Raw genomic sequence first — 14,624 nt, forward strand, 5'->3', positions numbered from 1 at the left:
ATATGTTCTTATCGCATCGTCCGTCCAGCGTAGCCGTGACGCCAGACATCCGTGCTTAGCGCAGCAGGTCCAGCAGCGAGGTGTTGCGCAACGAATTCACCACCTGGGCCGAGGCCTGAATGGCGACCTGCGCCATCTGCAGGTCGGTGATGGCCTGCGCCGGATCATAGCCCGACTTGTCCTGCATCAGCTTCTTCAGCGAGATTTCTTGCGCCTCGTGGGCGTCAAGCGCGGCCTCGACGTGGTTCTGCATCAGACCGTTCTTGGCCGTCTGGTTGGTCACGCCCTCGTTGGCCTTGTCCAGCTCCTTCATCGCCGCCTGCAGAAAGGCCTCAACCTCTCCGCTTGGCTTGCCCGCGATCGAACCGGCCCCGGCGGGGGTGTAGATCACCCCATTCATCGTGACGGGATCGCCGTTCTGATAGGCCTGGATGTTGCGGAACACGTCCGCCAGCGCCCCGCCCAGATCACTGGCCAAAAAGCCCGTCTCGATGGTGGTCGTTTCGTTGATGCGCGACTTCTGCTTCAGCGTGTCATTGGCGAAGGTCGCCGCGGACGAGGGCGCCGCCGCCAGATCCGCCATCGTCCTGGCCGTCGCGGGTGGCGCATCGCCCTGCCCGCCGCCGAACAGATAGGTTCCCTGATGTTGGGCGTTCAACCCGCCCTGCACCGTCTGATACTGCAGGCTGAGTTCCGCCATCAGATTGTCCACGCGGCCCGCCGCCAGGCTGTTGGCGATGGCGTCGCGCGCGCCCTTGCCGCCATCGGCGATGCGGGTCATGGCCAGGTCCTGCGCGTCCAGCCGCGCCGACGCCGCCTTGCCCGCCGTGATGAAGCCGGTCAGCCGCTCCTGCGTCGAGGTCAGGCTGGTCAGAGACTCGGCGCCCCGGCCATAGCCGGACATGTCGGTGGCGATCTTCTCGCTGGCGATCCGCTCCTGCGCCTGCTGCGCACGGTTCTGGGCGCTCATCAGGTTCAGAAGCGCCGACTGATAGTTTCCGAAGGTTGCGACGCGGGTCATCTCAGGATTCCGATCAGAACATCATACATGTCCTTGCTCGCCTGGATCAGGCGGGCGGAGGCGTTATAGGCTTGCTGGAAGGTGGTCATATTGACCAGCTCTTCGTCCATGTTCACCCCTTCGGAGGCGGTGCGACGGCTGGTCGCCTCCTTGGACAGGGCGCTGGCGGTTTCGGCGCGGCTCTTGGCGGCGGACGCCCGCCCGCCGACGTCGCCCGCAAAGTCGGCGGCATAGGCCGACAGAGTCTTTACCCCGCCGCCGTTTCCGCCTGCGGCGGCAAAGTTCACATTGGTCTTGCCCGCATCGGCCAGCAGCAGGCCGCCGCGACCGTCGCTCTTGCTCAGGGCGGGGGCTCCCGCCGCCGCTGACAGGTTCAACTGCGCCAGCGCCAGCTTATTGGGGTCCTGCTGAATGTCGCTGCGCACCGAATAGCCGACCGCGCGCGTCGCCCCTGTGCCGCCCAGGCCGAACAGCTGGGACATCGACAGGCCCGACGGGCTCTGGATCGTACCGTCCTGCACCACGCTCATTGTCTGGGCGCCGGGGTTGTAGGGCTTGAAGGCCAACGTCCCGCTCGCATCCAGGCTGAAGGCGCCATAACGGCCCACGCCATTGATCGGGTCGTTCAGCGCCGTCAGCATCTCGGCCATCGTGCCCGCGCCCGTCGGCACGGCGACGGTTACGTCGCGCAGGCGCGATCCGTTGTCGTCATTGAAGCGGAAGGTCAGGTTCTGGCCCGGCGTGAACCCGTGCCGGGAACTCAGCGTCAGCCCTGTCTCATAGAAGCTGGGCGTCGCCGACGTGACCAGATCATTCAGCCCGAACCAGTGCGAGAAGCCGCGCCCTCCCTTGTTGCTGGGCGCGCTGGCGTCATCGGCGATGGCGACGCCGTTGCCGCCCGCCCCTTGCAGCCGCAGCGCGCCGTCGGCGAAGCTGGCCGCGCCCGTCCCACCCAGTTGGGCGTTCAGAACATTGAGGAAGGTCGTCGGGTCCGCCGCCTGACCATTGATCGTCATGGTCCCGCCCGAAAAGACGATCTCGGCCGAGGCCTGGACCACCCCCGCGCTGTCCACGGTCGAGATGGTGGTCCGTCCGGTGAAGCCCGCCAGCGCATTCTCCAGCGACTGGCCGGTGTTGCGCCCCGACAGTATGGCGGGCGCGGGCACGCTGGTGTTGGCGTTGTGCGCGCGGTTCAACTCGTCCGCCAGTTTCGCCGTCAGTTCGCCCAGCCGCGCCGCCGCCGCTGGCGCATCCTTGTCCCGCAACTCCACCAGACCGCGCAGTTCGCCCGAGGTTACGCCGTCCAGCACCGGCCAGCGCGTGCCGCTGGGTTCAGTGATCATGATGTCCGAAAAGGCCGTGGTGGCGTCCACCGTGCCCGCCGCCTGATAGGACAGGGTCGCATGACCCTCTCCCACCAGCGTCATGCCCGTGCCGGTCCGCAGGGTCACGCCGCCGTTCGACCGCTGCTCGATCTTCACGTCCATATATTTGGACAGTTCGTTGATCAGGCTCTGCTGCGCGTTCTGGGCGCCCGTCACATCCTGGTTGGTCACCGATCCGGCGGCGATGGTCTTGTTCAGCTTGTCGATCTGCTCCAGCAGCGGATTGATCGTCTCGACCACCGACTGAATCCGGCTGTCCGCCTCCTGCCGCGTCGCCTGAATCTGGCGGGCGATGTTGGCGGCGTCGTCGAACATCGCCTGGGTCTTGTAGATCGTGTCCTGGCGCGCGGCGGACGAGGTCGGGCTTTCCGCCAGATTGGCGTAGCTGGCGAACAGCTTGTCGATCTGGGCGAAGAAGCTGGTGTTGCTGCTGGGATCGCCGAACTGGTTCTGGATCTGGTTGAACAGCTCCGAACGCACCCCGTGGCGCGCGGCGTCGGCGTTGGCGCTGAAGCTGGCCGCCTGCAGGAAGCGGTCAGTCGCCAGCCGCATCCGCGTGATGTCGACGCCGTCGCCATAACCCTTGGTCACCGACGCGCTCTGGTCGGCGATCTTGCGGACGTAACCGACCGTGTTGACGTTGGCGATATTGTCGGAGGTGACGCGCAACTGGGCCTGCGCGGTCTGCAGGCCCGACGTCGCGATGTTCATGATCGAGTTCAGCGACATTGACGCACTTCCTCCTGCCGACCCGGCAAGCGCTGCCCTGCTGCGCGCATTTCTTGCCCGGCCACGCGCCATCCCCGCTCGGCTTGAGCGTTGAATTCAAACAAGATCGCTGAATGGACAGCTGTCATGACCGGATAGGTGCGCAAGCCTCACGCCAACCGGCGCCGCTGTCGTTCAAACGGTTTCGACCGGCGCCGGGCGAGACCGGGCAAAAAACGGCGAATGCGCGGCAATAAACGACCCCCGCACGCAGAAACTGGCACAAAACCGGCTTCTTTTCATTGTTTTCATTGATCTATTTGTCATGGCCCAAGGCTTGCGAGGCTCGCACCGAAAAACCAGGCGCAGCAGACGCCGCCCCATTTTTGAAAAGCAGCCTGCACTTAAATGCCGACCGCCTCCGCCATGCTTGCACCTGTCGCTCCGGCCTCCGCCGGGGTCAGCTCGGCTGAGCCCGGCGTCCAGGCTGCGGACGCCAGCCTGTTTTCCTCCAAGATCGCCGACATCCTGCAAGGCTCCGGCGTCGATGGTCGCGCGGCCCGGGTCATCAACGCCCCCATGCAGGCCTTGGCGCAGGTGCAGATGGCGGATGCCGACGCCGCCACACGGCCGCCCTCCATCCCCCTCCCTGAGGCGCCGCACGACTGTCTGGATGATGGCCAGAACGACGCCCAGACCGCACCCGTCGTCGCCGACGCCCCCGTCGAAAACGACGCGCAGCCCTTCATCTTCATGGCGGCGGCGCCGATCCAGCTGATCGCCACGCCTGCTCAAGTCCAGGCAGAGGCGGCCGCTAAGGCCGCAGGGGCGCAGCCGACCCCGCAACAGATCGCGGCCATAACCAGCGGCGTCGCCAACGACGTCCAGCCGACCGCCGAAAAAACCGCCGCCGCTCTGGCCCTGCCCGCCGACCTTCTGGCCGCCTCTACGGATCAGGCCGAGATTGCGCCGCCCGCCATCGCCAAGGCGGCCTTAAAGGCGACCCAGGAGGCGACGACGGATCAGACTGCGGCGACCGAAGACGAGGCCTCGTCCAGCGACCGGACAACCGCAGACACCCTGGCCGCCGCGCTCAAGGGAGAGCCTGCCGCGCCGCGTCCCTTGCGCCACAACGACGCCTCCACCCCGCGCAACGCGGCTGTTTCTGACGCCTCCGCCCCGGCGAAGGACGACAGCCCCAACATCCAGAAGACGACCCTGGCCGACGCCGCGCCTGCGTCGTCCGGCGCCCGCACGCCCGCCACCGACAGCGCCCAACCGGCCGCACCCGCCCAGACCGCCGCCGCTTCGGCTCAGCCCGCGGCGCCCGCCGCGCCCGACGCCCAGCCGATGCAGCAGGCCGCCGCCGTCGAACGCAGCCTGTCCTTCTCGCGCCTGTCGCAGGCGACGATCGAAACGACGGCCCATCTCGCGGCCCAGATCGCCCGCAGCTTGGACGGCAAGTCGACCCGTTTCGACATGGTGCTGACGCCGCAAGACCTGGGCCGGGTCGATGTCAGTCTTGAAATCGGCGACGACGGCCAGCTGGCCGCCCGTCTGGCCTTCGACAATCCGGCCGCCGCCGCCGAACTGCGCGGCCGCGCCGACGAACTGCGCAGACAGCTTCAGGACGCCGGTTTCCAGCTTGCAGGCGACGCCCTGGACTTCAGTCACCGCGACCAGCCCCAGGGCGGCGACGCCTTTGACCGTCAGCAACAGCGCAATGCCCTGTTCGGCGGCGGCTCACGCCTGGCCCTGGCCGCCGACGTCCCCTCAATCCTGACGCCCGGCGTCTGGACCAATCTTTCACTGACGCCTGACCGCGTCGATATGAAGGTCTGACCCATGGTCACCGCCGTATCCGCCGACAACGCCGCCGGCCGCATCAACGGCAGCAACAAGATGCTGGCCTCGAACTTCGAGACCTTCCTGACGCTGCTGACCACCCAGATGAAGAACCAGGACCCGCTGTCGCCGCTGGATTCCAATCAGTTCACGGCCCAGCTGACCCAGATGGCCGGCGTCGAGCAGCAGCTGTTGACCAACGACCTGCTGACCAGTCTGCTGAAGGCCCAGGCTGCGGGCGGTCTGGACAACGCCTCCAACTATATCGGCAAGGAGGTCACCGCCGCCTGGACCGCGACCGAGTTCCGCGAAGGCAAGGCCAGCTGGGCCTATGAACTGGGCGCCAGCGCCGACAAGGTCAATCTGCAGATCGTGGACAGCAAGGGCGCCGTGGTCTGGGAAGGCCAGGGCCCGGACAAGGGCGCGGGCATCCATGACTTCACCTGGAACGGCGACCTCAAGGGCGGCGGCAAGGCCGACGACGGCGGCGTCTATACGCTGAAGGTGTCCGCCACCAATGAAAGCGGCGCCAAGGTCGACGCCCAGGCCCTGATCCGCGGCCGCGTGACCGGCGTGGAAATGTACAACGGCGAGCCCTTCCTTGTGATCGGCGACTCCATCCTTCCGCTCTCGACCGTGATCTCGCTGAACGAGATCAAGGCCAAGGCAGAGAACAAACCCGACGAACCGGAGAATCCGAACGTCCCAGACGAGGAGGCGGCCGCATGATGCGCTCCGCCGCCTTCCCGATGATATCTTTTTAAGGAGCGTTTCTCATGAGCCTCAACAGCGCTATGCTGGCCGGTGTGTCCGGCCTCGCCGCCAACTCTGCGGCCCTCGCCTCGATCTCGCAGAACATCGCCAATGTGAACACGGTCGGCTACAAGCGCACGGCCAGCGAGTTCCAGACCCTCGTCAACAGCCAGAGCGGCACCAGCGGCAGCTATTCGGCTGGCGGCGTGACCACCAACACCCGTCACTTCATCAGCCAGGAAGGCCAGCTTCAGCGCACGAACGAGAACACCGACCTGGCCATCGCCGGTCAGGGCTTTTTCGTTGTCACGGACAAGGCCGAGGGCGTCGCCTCCACCGACACCCATCTGTTCACCCGCGCCGGCGCCTTCCGCGTCGACAAGCAGGGCTATCTGAAAAACAGCGCCGGTCTGTACCTGCAGGGCTGGCCTGTCGACGCCAATGGCGAGATCTCTTCGGACCCGTCCGACCTGTCGCGACTGCGCTCGATCAACATCGGCTCGGTCGGCGGCACAGCTGAGCCTACGACCCGCGTCCAGATCAACGCCAACCTGCGCTCCAGCCAGGAGCCTTCGGCGGCGGCCAGCGCCCAGCCGTACAAGAGCGTCGCCGACACGGCTGTGCCGCCGGGCAGCCATGACCTGTCGGTCCGCTACACCCGCACGGGCGCCGACGCCTATGATGTCGAGCTCAAGTCCGGCACGCAGCGGATCAACGCCCAGGCGACCTATGATCCCGCCACCGGTGCCCTGACCAGCCTGACCGTCAACGGCCAGAACTCGGGCTCCGCCGCCGTGCTGGGCGCGCCGCCCAGCCAGATCCAGTTCACCCCCGCTTCTGGCGCGCCCTACACCGTCAACCTGGCCGACATCGGCCTGTCGACCAATATCGCCGCCAAGTCCAAGTACGACCCGTCCGTCAACTCGATGGCCATGTACAACGCCGACGCCAACAACCCGGCGGGCGTCAAACCCGACTTCAAGATGAACATCCCGGTTTCGGACTCCAAGGGCGGCCAGCGCAATCTGGAGATCCGCTTCCTGAAGAGCGACGAGCCGAACATCTGGTACGCCGAAATCGTCTCGGTTCCGGCGGATGACGTCATCACCGGCGATCCCTACGCCAACGGCCAGATCAAGACGGGCAAGATCGCCTTCACGCCATCCGGCCGTCTGGACATCGACACCATGAAGAACTGGCCCGCCGGGACCGGCCTGTTCGACGACCCCAGCCAGGCGACGCTGGACTTCGGCAAGTCCGATCCCAACAACCTGTCGATGGCCCCCGGCCAGGTGGCCTGGGCCGACGGCTTGGGCATCGCCGCCCAGACGGTCACCCTGGACCTTAACACCTCGGCAGGCGGGCTCAGCCAGCTGAACACCGCCTCCGTGGTGCAGTCGACCGTCACCAATGGCACGGCCTTCGGCAATCTGAGCGAAATCCGCATTGACGACAGCGGCTTCGTCACCGCCATCTTCGACAACGGCGTCATGCGCCGCATCGCCCAGGTCGCGGTCGCCACCTTCCCCAGCCCCGACAGCCTGCGCGAGGTTTCCGGCAACGCCTATGCTGTCAGCCTGCAGAGCGGCACCTTCAATCTGAAGAGCGCGGGCACCGGCGGCGCGGGCTCCATCGCCTCCCAGCAACTGGAGTCCTCGACCGTTGATCTGTCCGCGGAATTCACCGGCCTGATCACCACCCAGCGGGCCTATTCCGCCTCATCCAAAATCATCACCACGGCCGACGAAATGCTGGCCGAGCTCATCAACATCAAACGCTGATCCGCCAGTAACTAGTCGTTAGAGTCAATGAATCCCCACGTAAGCAAGGTTTACAGAGTCGTACGGGCGGGAACCGATTTTAGTCGTTCCTTCACCACGACCCTTAAATGGACCTTAGCCGGGCCGTTCTATCTTCGTGACAGTACGGTGTTGGTGAAAGAGGCATAAGCCCATGTTGCAAGAGCGACGCCTTAATAGCAAAGGCGAACAATACGTGGTCGGGCCGACGGGAACCCCCCTGACGCTTAAGGATCTGCCTCCGTCCAACACGGACCGGTGGGTGATCCGTCGCAAGGCCGAGGTCGTCGCCGCTGTCCGTGGCGGCCTGCTCAGCCTGGATGACGCCCTGGCGACCTATCGTTTGACGGCTGAAGAATTCCTGGCCTGGCAGAAGGCCATTGATAAATGGGGCATGCAGGGACTGCGCACGACGCGCATCCAGACCTACCGCTCCTGACCGCTTCTCCCCGAAGACCGATAAGGGCCGCACCTGGAAACGGGTGCGGCCCTTGTCATTTCCGGCATCGAATATGGTTCAGGCCTCGAAATCGCGCGGGTTCCACCCTAAATGGCGGCGATGACGCTCGTTGAAGACTTCTGTCCCGTTCCAGACATCGCCCGCACCGACATGGATGCGGCGATCGAGAGCGCGCGTGCGGCGGTTGGTTTGCCGCTGGGTTCGCGCGTGGTCGCGGCCATGTCGGGGGGGGTGGACTCCACCGTGGTCGCCGCCCTGTTGCACAAGGCGGGCTATGACGTGGTCGGCGTCACGCTTCAACTCTATGACCACGGTGCGGCGTTGAAGAAGAAGGGCGCCTGCTGCGCGGGCCAGGATATTCACGACGCGCGTCTGGCCGCCGACATGATCGGCATTCCTCACTATGTGCTGGATTACGAAAGCCGCTTCCGGGACGCCGTGATCGACCAGTTCGCCGACAGCTACCTTAAAGGTCAGACGCCGGTCCCCTGCATCCGCTGCAATCAGACGGTCAAGTTCCGCGATCTGCTGGATGTCGCCCGCGATCTGGGCGCCGAGGCGATGGCGACGGGCCACTACGTCCGCCGCGCCGAAATCGACGGGCGCAGCCAGATGCGCAAGGCCATCGACCATTCGCGTGACCAGTCCTACTTCCTGTTCGCCACCACGCGCGACCAGCTGGACTACCTGCGCTTCCCGCTGGCCGATCTGGAAAAGCCCCAGGTGCGCGGCGTCGCCGCCGAACTGGGCCTCAAGATCGCCGCCAAGCCCGACAGCCAGGACATCTGCTTCGTCCCTTCGGGCGACTATCGCACCCTGATCGATCGTCTGCGCCCGCAAGGCCGCGAGGCGGGCGAGATCGTGCATATGGACGGCCGCGTCCTGGGCAAGCACTCCGGCATCACCGACTACACCATCGGCCAACGCCGGGGTCTGAACGTCGCCGTGGGCGAGCCCCTGTTCGTCACCAAGCTTGAGCCTGAAACCCGCCGCGTCATCGTCGGCCCGCGCGAAGCCCTGCTGACCGCCTCGCTGACGCTGGAAGAGCTGAACTGGCTAGGCGACCACGACACCATCCACGCCGCCGCCGAAGCGGGCGCGCCGGTGCTGGCCCGTGTGCGGTCGACGCGCCAGCCCTCCCCCGCCCGTCTGGCCCTGATCGACGGCGATGTCTCGGTAGTCTTCGATGAAGGCGAAGAAGGCGTGGCCCCCGGCCAGGCCTGCGCCCTTTATGATCCGGTCGACACCGAGCGGGTTCTGGGCGGCGGCTTCATCCGCGACACGACGGCCGTCGCCGCCTGATCCGGCCCGCCGGCTTGGACATTTTGTCCCAAGTCCGCATTTGCACGGTCAAATCCGTCCGACGGTAAGCAGACCATAACCATGCCGCATCTAGGGCCATCCCCTCAGTTGGAGTGGAAGTCGGATGTCGCGCGAAGATATCGAACGCCGTACAGGGTTCATGGACCTGGGCCCCCGTTCGCCCGGTTACGCCGCGCAGGAGCCTCTGCTGCGCAAGGCCTTGCCCGACGCTCTCAACGCCTTCTACGACCGCATCCGCGCCACGCCGGAGACACGGAAATTCTTCCGGGACGAGGCCCATATCGGCGCGGCCAAGTCGGCGCAGGTCAGCCACTGGGACGCCATCGTCGAAGGCCGCGCCGACGAGGCCTATGGCCAGTCCGTCCGCGTCATCGGCAATGTCCACGCCCGCATCGGGCTGGAGCCGCGCTGGTACATCGGCGGCTACAGCCTGATCCTGAGCAAGCTTCTGACGGCCGTCACCACCCGCAAACGCAGGCTGTTCGACAAGCACCATGACCGCCGCACGGCCGAGGCGGCAGGCGAACTCAGCCGCCGCGTCATGCTGGACATGGACCTGGCCATCTCGACCTATCTTGAGGCGCTTCAGGCCGAACGCGACCGCGCCGAAGCCGCCAAGGCCGAGGCCGACGCCCGGCAGGCCCAGATTGTCTCCGTCCTCAGCCACGCCCTGAAGGGGCTGGCCGCAGGCGACCTGGGATCGACCATCACCATCCCGGTCGCGGATGATTATGTCGGGCTGAAGGACGACTTCAACGCCGCGGTCATCGCCCTGCGCGACGCCTTCACCGCCGTGACCGAAAGCGCCGCCTCCGTCAGCAGCGGCGCCACCGAACTGGCCAGCGCCTCCGACGACCTGGCCATGCGCACCGAGCGTCAGGCCGCCAGCGTCGAACGCACCTCGGCCAACACCGAACAGGTGGTGGATTCCGTCGAACAGACCGCCGTCGCCGCCAAGCAAAGCGTCGAGGCCGTCGGCGCCGTCCGCCGCGATGTCGAAAGCGGCATCGCCGTCGTCGCCGAGGCCGCCCAGGCCATGTCGGCCATCAGCGAGTCCTCAGGCAATGTCGGCGGCTTCGTCACCCTGATCGACGAAATCGCCTTCCAGACCAATCTTCTGGCCCTGAACGCCGGGGTCGAGGCGGCGCGGGCGGGCGATTCCGGCCGCGGCTTCGCCGTCGTCGCCTCCGAGGTTCGCGCCCTGGCCCAGCGGTCCGCCGCCGCCGCAGGTGAAATCCGCGCCGTCATCCTCCAGTCGTCCGAAGAAGTCTCACGCGGGGTGGATCTGGTTCAGCGCACGGGCGCCGCCCTGACCCGCATCGGCGAGCGGGTCGCCGACGTCGATGCTCTGGCGGGCGGCATGGCCGTCTCGGCCCGCGAGCAGGCCGACCGCCTGTCCGACGTCAAACGCGCCATCAGCCAGATCGACGAGATCACCCAGCAGAACGCCGCCATGACAGAAGAAGCCACCGCCGCCAGCCGTCAGCTGGCCACCGAGGCCGAAACCCTGATGCGCAGCGTGCGCCAGTTTCAGATCACGGCCTCAGCCGGGCGTTCAGGCCGCATCGCGGCCTAAACCTCAGACCCTGACAAATCAGCGGGCGTTCTGCGTCTCGCCCGCGCGCCACAGGCGATAGCGCACCTCGACGTCCTGCGGCGCATAGACCACCAGCGGCAGGCGGCTGTTGTAGCGGACCAGCGGCTGTTCAGGCGCGGCGACGAACACCTCGCGCTCGCTGTTGGCCGGGCATCCCATCAGCGTCCCCGCCATCGCGCCCAGCGCGGGCAGGACGTAATAGTCATAGCCCCAGCCTTCCGCCGTGCGCGTCTCGATCCGCCCGCCGAAGAAGTGGTTGTTGCAGTCGACGCGGGCCGTCTTGCCCACGATGATCTCGACCTTCAGCCCATCCTCATCCGCCTGTTGCGGCAGACGGATGACGTGGCGCGTCTGGCCCGCCGTCGCCGCCGGGAAGGCTTTCAGTTCGTCCGCGCCCTGCGGTCCGACACCCGGCCCCACTTGAGCAGAGGTCGTCCCGCAGGCGGCCAGAGTCATGGCGGCGGCGCAACTCAGGATGGTCAGGGGATATTTCATCACGGGCCTTTCAGGCGTTGAAGCGTCACCGTTCAAACGCGCCTTCCCGCCTCGCGTTCCTCACGCCAGAGCGAACACGCACAGCCGATGCCCGTCCGGGTCGTGCGCGACGAAGCCCCGCCCCTGCGCCATGTCTGCAGGCGGCGTCACGATCCGCGCTCCGCGATCCCACCAGTCGATGTGCAGATCGTCCACCGCCGCCGCGCCCTCCAGCCGGAACCCGACCTGAACCGCCGCACTGGCCCGCCCATCGATCCGCCGCCACAGGCTCAGCCGCCGCCCTGACGCCAGCACGAACAGCGCCCGGTCAGCGCCGGCCTGCACCGGGCGGCTGGCCAGCAGTCGTTCATAGAACCGCGCGCTGACCTCGGGGTCCGCCACGTCCAGCAGAATGTCATCCGTCTCGGTCATCAGCCCCTCCCGTCATTTCGACAGCAACAAAACTAGACCACGCTGCTGCCAGTTTCCGTCAGCATCGTTCAGCCGCCCGCCGCTTTTCCAGGTCTTCGTGATAGGTCTTCATCAGGGCCTGACGCCGCGCGGGATAGCGGTCCTGCCCCACCTGCGCCTCGACGATCCGGTCCGTGCGGAAACTGCGGAAATCCTGTCGCAGTTCGCACCAGGCCAGCAACAGGCGCACTCGGTCAAAGAAGGCCAGGGCGAACGGCCAGACCACCCGTTCCGACGCCGCCCCCGCCTCGTCGCGGTAACACAGGGTCAGCCGCCGCTCGGTGCGGATCGCCTTTCTTAGCAGGGCCGGATCGACCGTATCCGTCGGGAACGGCGCGCCCGGCACGACATACAGGGACGAACTGTCCATCTCATCCTTCAGGTCAGGCGGCAGCACCGCCCCGATCCGCGCCACCGCGCTCAGCGCCGCCTCCTTCAGCCGCCCGTCCGCCCGCTCCGCCACCCAGCGCGAGCCCAGCACCAGGGCCTCGATCTCTTCAGGCGTGAACATCAGCGGCGGCAGCATGAAACCGGGCCGCAGCACATAGCCCACCCCCGGCTCGCCCTCGATCGTCGCCCCCTGCGCCTGCAGACTGGCGATGTCGCGGTACAGGGTCCGCAGACTGACCCCCATCTCGTCCGCCAGCGCCCGCCCGCTGATCGGCCGCCTATGCCGCCGCAGGGCGTTCAACAGATCAAAAAGGCGCTCGGATCGGGACACATGGCGACATTAACAGACCTGCTGCCAGAAAGCGGCAGTAGTCCCCACCGCCATCGGACAGGAAACACCTTGGCCGCCCCTCAGAAGTTGTGACACTCTCGCGCGCAGAATGTCATACCTGCTCCATTCCAAGGTGACTGTGATCGCCGCATGTCTGGCCCTGACCGCCTGCGCCCACCGACCGACGCCCCTTCCATGCCCTCCACCATCGGCGACACAATGCAATCAGGGCTTTATCGCCCTGCATTTCGAACCAGAAATCGAGACATTCGCGCGTCCGTTCACTGCGGGCTTTGGGTATCTGACGCACGTCGCTGACCGTTGCGACCTCACCTTTGTGGCGATCACTGGCCTGCCCGACCCGGTTAAGCCCGACGGAGCTCCGCCGCTCGCCGTAAAACGGGCAGAACGTGTTCGCGACTTCCTGAGCGCATTCGGCATCCCCATCACCGAGTTCGAATACGGCGACGCCGAACAACAGGCCAAACCTGGCATCTCGTTCAACGCGACCTCCGCGCCAGGTCGCTAGCCCCCAATCGGCATCTCTGGGGTTGCCCTGCCGCGGCATATGGGTGTATCCGCCCGCCTCCGAAGACGACTAGAGACCCATGTTCACCCACTCCGTCACCATGAATGCGCCCAAGTGCTTGGACCGGCTGTCGGCCCAGGGCGAGGTCGTGTGCGTGGAGGGCGTGTAGGGAACAGTCGGTCAAACGACTTCGGTTTTCCAGCAACCCCTCTCGCCATCGGCCGGAGGGGTTTCTTGTATCTGCAAGCGACGTCTCCCCTGCGGTCTGCGAGGATCAGAAACAGAAAAAGGAGACGTCGGCCATGTCTGGCTATGACCTGATCGAAACCCCGGACCATGTGCCCATCAAGGCCTGGACCCGAGGCGTGCCCATCGAGGATGCGGCGCTGAAACAGCTGAAGAACGTGGCCTCGCTGCCGTTCATCCATAAGCATGTCGCGGTCATGCCCGACGTGCACTGGGGCATGGGGGCGACGGTGGGTTCCGTGATCCCGACCGTGGGGGCGATCATTCCCGCCGCCGTGGGCGTGGACATCGGCTGCGGCATGATGGCGGTGCGGACCTCGATCCGGGCCGAGCACCTGCCTGACGACCTGTCGGCCATCCGCTCCGCCATCGAGGCCGCCGTTCCGCACGGCCGCACCGACAACGGCGGGCGCAACGACAAGGGCGCCTGGGCGGCGGAGCCTCCGGCTTCGGCGGTCACTCGTTGGGCCGACCTGAAGGCGGGCTATGACGTCGTGGTGGAGCGCCACCCCAAGGCGGCGCACCCGCGCGGCTTCGGCCATCTGGGCACCCTGGGCACCGGCAACCATTTCATCGAGCTTTGCCTTGATGAGGCGGGCGATGTCTGGGTGATGCTGCACTCCGGTTCGCGCGGGGTCGGTAACCGTTTCGGGACTTATTTCATCGAACGGGCCAAGCATGAGATGCGCCGCTGGCACATCAACCTGCCGGATCAGGACCTGGCCTATTTCCCGGAAGGGACGGACGGCTTCATCGACTATGTCCGGGCGGTGTCGTGGGCGCAGAAATATGCGCGCGCCAACCGCGAGGTGATGATGGATCAGGTGCTTGGGGTGCTGAAGGCCGTCTGGCCGGATCTGGAGACGACGCAGGAAGCGGTGAACTGCCACCACAACTACGTCTCGAAGGAAAAGCACTTCGGCAAGGACGTCTTCCTGACCCGCAAGGGCGCGGTGTCGGCCAAGGACGGCGAACTGGGCATCATCCCCGGCTCGATGGGGGCGAAGTCCTTCATCGTGCGCGGCAAGGGCAATGCGGAAAGCTTCTGCACCTGCTCGCACGGCGCCGGTCGGACCATGAGCCGGACCGAGGCCAAACGCCGCTTCACGGTTGAGGACCACGTCCGCGCCACCGCTGGCGTCGAGTGCCGCAAGGACGCCGAAGTGATCGACGAAACCCCGATGGCCTATAAGGACATCGACGCGGTCATCGCGGCCCAGACCGACCTGATCGAGGTCGTGCACACCCTGCGTCAGGTGGTGTGCGTCAAGGGATGACGGGAGCCGGTTGCG

The 14,624-nt window shown here is 66.2% G+C and carries 13 protein-coding genes; 8 read left to right on the forward strand and 5 right to left on the reverse strand.

Features of this window, described 5'->3' with window-relative positions:
* Positions 1 to 55: 55 nt before the first annotated feature.
* Together KWG56_RS08885 and flgK are read right to left on the reverse strand one after the other, a co-directional pair.
* The gene (locus KWG56_RS08885) at positions 56 to 1,021 is read right to left on the reverse strand and encodes a flagellin (RefSeq protein WP_219354481.1); all 966 of its coding nucleotides are present in this window, start codon (positions 1,019 to 1,021) and stop codon (positions 56 to 58) included.
* Positions 1,018 to 3,135 (reverse strand): flagellar hook-associated protein FlgK, encoded by a 2,118-nt coding sequence (gene flgK / locus KWG56_RS08890; RefSeq protein WP_219354482.1) that lies wholly within the window; start codon positions 3,133 to 3,135, stop codon positions 1,018 to 1,020. Before flgK ends, KWG56_RS08885 begins: the two co-directional genes overlap by 4 nt.
* Positions 3,136 to 3,522: 387 nt before the next feature.
* Between flgK and KWG56_RS18775 the strand changes: the two genes are divergently transcribed.
* From KWG56_RS18775 to KWG56_RS08920, 6 genes are all read left to right on the forward strand, one after another.
* Positions 3,523 to 4,956 (forward strand): flagellar hook-length control protein FliK, encoded by a 1,434-nt coding sequence (locus KWG56_RS18775; RefSeq protein ID WP_244999711.1) that lies wholly within the window; start codon positions 3,523 to 3,525, stop codon positions 4,954 to 4,956.
* A 3-nt stretch (positions 4,957 to 4,959) separates the two neighbouring features.
* Positions 4,960 to 5,688: a flagellar hook assembly protein FlgD gene (locus KWG56_RS08900; protein ID WP_201099456.1), complete on the forward strand. Its 729-nt coding sequence runs from the start codon at positions 4,960 to 4,962 to the stop codon at positions 5,686 to 5,688.
* A gap of 47 nt (positions 5,689 to 5,735) precedes the next feature.
* Positions 5,736 to 7,493, forward strand: a complete 1,758-nt coding sequence (gene flgE / locus KWG56_RS08905; protein ID WP_219354483.1) for a flagellar hook protein FlgE — start codon at positions 5,736 to 5,738, stop codon at positions 7,491 to 7,493.
* Positions 7,494 to 7,665: 172 nt separating this feature from the next.
* Positions 7,666 to 7,950, forward strand: a complete 285-nt coding sequence (gene sciP, locus KWG56_RS08910) for a CtrA inhibitor SciP (protein WP_201099454.1) — start codon at positions 7,666 to 7,668, stop codon at positions 7,948 to 7,950.
* 111 nt (positions 7,951 to 8,061) lie between these two features.
* Complete coding sequence (gene mnmA, locus KWG56_RS08915; RefSeq protein WP_219354484.1) at positions 8,062 to 9,273, forward strand: tRNA 2-thiouridine(34) synthase MnmA; 1,212 nt, start codon at positions 8,062 to 8,064, stop codon at positions 9,271 to 9,273.
* Between the two features lie 124 nt (positions 9,274 to 9,397).
* Positions 9,398 to 10,870 (forward strand): globin-coupled sensor protein, encoded by a 1,473-nt coding sequence (locus KWG56_RS08920; protein WP_219354485.1) that lies wholly within the window; start codon positions 9,398 to 9,400, stop codon positions 10,868 to 10,870.
* A gap of 18 nt (positions 10,871 to 10,888) precedes the next feature.
* Here KWG56_RS08920 and eco read toward each other — a convergent pair whose 3' ends face one another.
* The 3 genes from eco to KWG56_RS08935 are packed head-to-tail and all read right to left on the reverse strand — an operon-like array spanning position 10,889 to position 12,557.
* Entirely contained in the window at positions 10,889 to 11,386 is a 498-nt protein-coding gene (gene eco, locus KWG56_RS08925; protein WP_219354486.1) for a serine protease inhibitor ecotin, read from the reverse strand.
* A gap of 60 nt (positions 11,387 to 11,446) precedes the next feature.
* Positions 11,447 to 11,797, reverse strand: coding sequence for a VOC family protein (locus KWG56_RS08930; RefSeq protein WP_219354487.1), 351 nt, complete (start codon positions 11,795 to 11,797; stop codon positions 11,447 to 11,449).
* A 58-nt stretch (positions 11,798 to 11,855) separates the two neighbouring features.
* Entirely contained in the window at positions 11,856 to 12,557 is a 702-nt protein-coding gene (locus KWG56_RS08935) for a helix-turn-helix transcriptional regulator (protein ID WP_219354488.1), read from the reverse strand.
* A 109-nt stretch (positions 12,558 to 12,666) separates the two neighbouring features.
* Between KWG56_RS08935 and KWG56_RS08940 the strand changes: the two genes are divergently transcribed.
* Together KWG56_RS08940 and KWG56_RS08945 are read left to right on the forward strand one after the other, a co-directional pair.
* Entirely contained in the window at positions 12,667 to 13,086 is a 420-nt protein-coding gene (locus KWG56_RS08940) for a hypothetical protein (protein WP_219354489.1), read from the forward strand.
* A gap of 302 nt (positions 13,087 to 13,388) precedes the next feature.
* The gene (locus tag KWG56_RS08945; RefSeq protein WP_219354490.1) at positions 13,389 to 14,609 is read left to right on the forward strand and encodes an RtcB family protein; all 1,221 of its coding nucleotides are present in this window, start codon (positions 13,389 to 13,391) and stop codon (positions 14,607 to 14,609) included.
* The last annotated feature ends 15 nt before the right edge of the window (positions 14,610 to 14,624 follow it).

The sequence above is a fragment of the Brevundimonas nasdae genome, from assembly GCF_019395145.1.
In the GTDB taxonomy this organism is placed as follows: Bacteria; Pseudomonadota; Alphaproteobacteria; order Caulobacterales; family Caulobacteraceae; genus Brevundimonas; species Brevundimonas nasdae.

What these genes read in the sequence shown, in the direction of transcription:
- KWG56_RS08885 (WP_219354481.1), bottom strand. Translation starts at nt 1,021, where the DNA reads ATGACCCGCGTCGCAACCTTCGGAAACTATCAGTCGGCGCTTCTGAAC.
- flgK (WP_219354482.1), bottom strand. Translation starts at nt 3,135, where the DNA reads ATGTCGCTGAACTCGATCATGAACATCGCGACGTCGGGCCTGCAGACC.
- KWG56_RS18775 (WP_244999711.1), top strand. Translation starts at nt 3,523, where the DNA reads ATGCCGACCGCCTCCGCCATGCTTGCACCTGTCGCTCCGGCCTCCGCC.
- KWG56_RS08900 (WP_201099456.1), top strand. Translation starts at nt 4,960, where the DNA reads ATGGTCACCGCCGTATCCGCCGACAACGCCGCCGGCCGCATCAACGGC.
- flgE (WP_219354483.1), top strand. Translation starts at nt 5,736, where the DNA reads ATGAGCCTCAACAGCGCTATGCTGGCCGGTGTGTCCGGCCTCGCCGCC.
- sciP (WP_201099454.1), top strand. Translation starts at nt 7,666, where the DNA reads ATGTTGCAAGAGCGACGCCTTAATAGCAAAGGCGAACAATACGTGGTC.
- mnmA (WP_219354484.1), top strand. Translation starts at nt 8,062, where the DNA reads ATGGCGGCGATGACGCTCGTTGAAGACTTCTGTCCCGTTCCAGACATC.
- KWG56_RS08920 (WP_219354485.1), top strand. Translation starts at nt 9,398, where the DNA reads ATGTCGCGCGAAGATATCGAACGCCGTACAGGGTTCATGGACCTGGGC.
- eco (WP_219354486.1), bottom strand. Translation starts at nt 11,386, where the DNA reads ATGAAATATCCCCTGACCATCCTGAGTTGCGCCGCCGCCATGACTCTG.
- KWG56_RS08930 (WP_219354487.1), bottom strand. Translation starts at nt 11,797, where the DNA reads ATGACCGAGACGGATGACATTCTGCTGGACGTGGCGGACCCCGAGGTC.
- KWG56_RS08940 (WP_219354489.1), top strand. Translation starts at nt 12,667, where the DNA reads ATGTCATACCTGCTCCATTCCAAGGTGACTGTGATCGCCGCATGTCTG.
- KWG56_RS08945 (WP_219354490.1), top strand. Translation starts at nt 13,389, where the DNA reads ATGTCTGGCTATGACCTGATCGAAACCCCGGACCATGTGCCCATCAAG.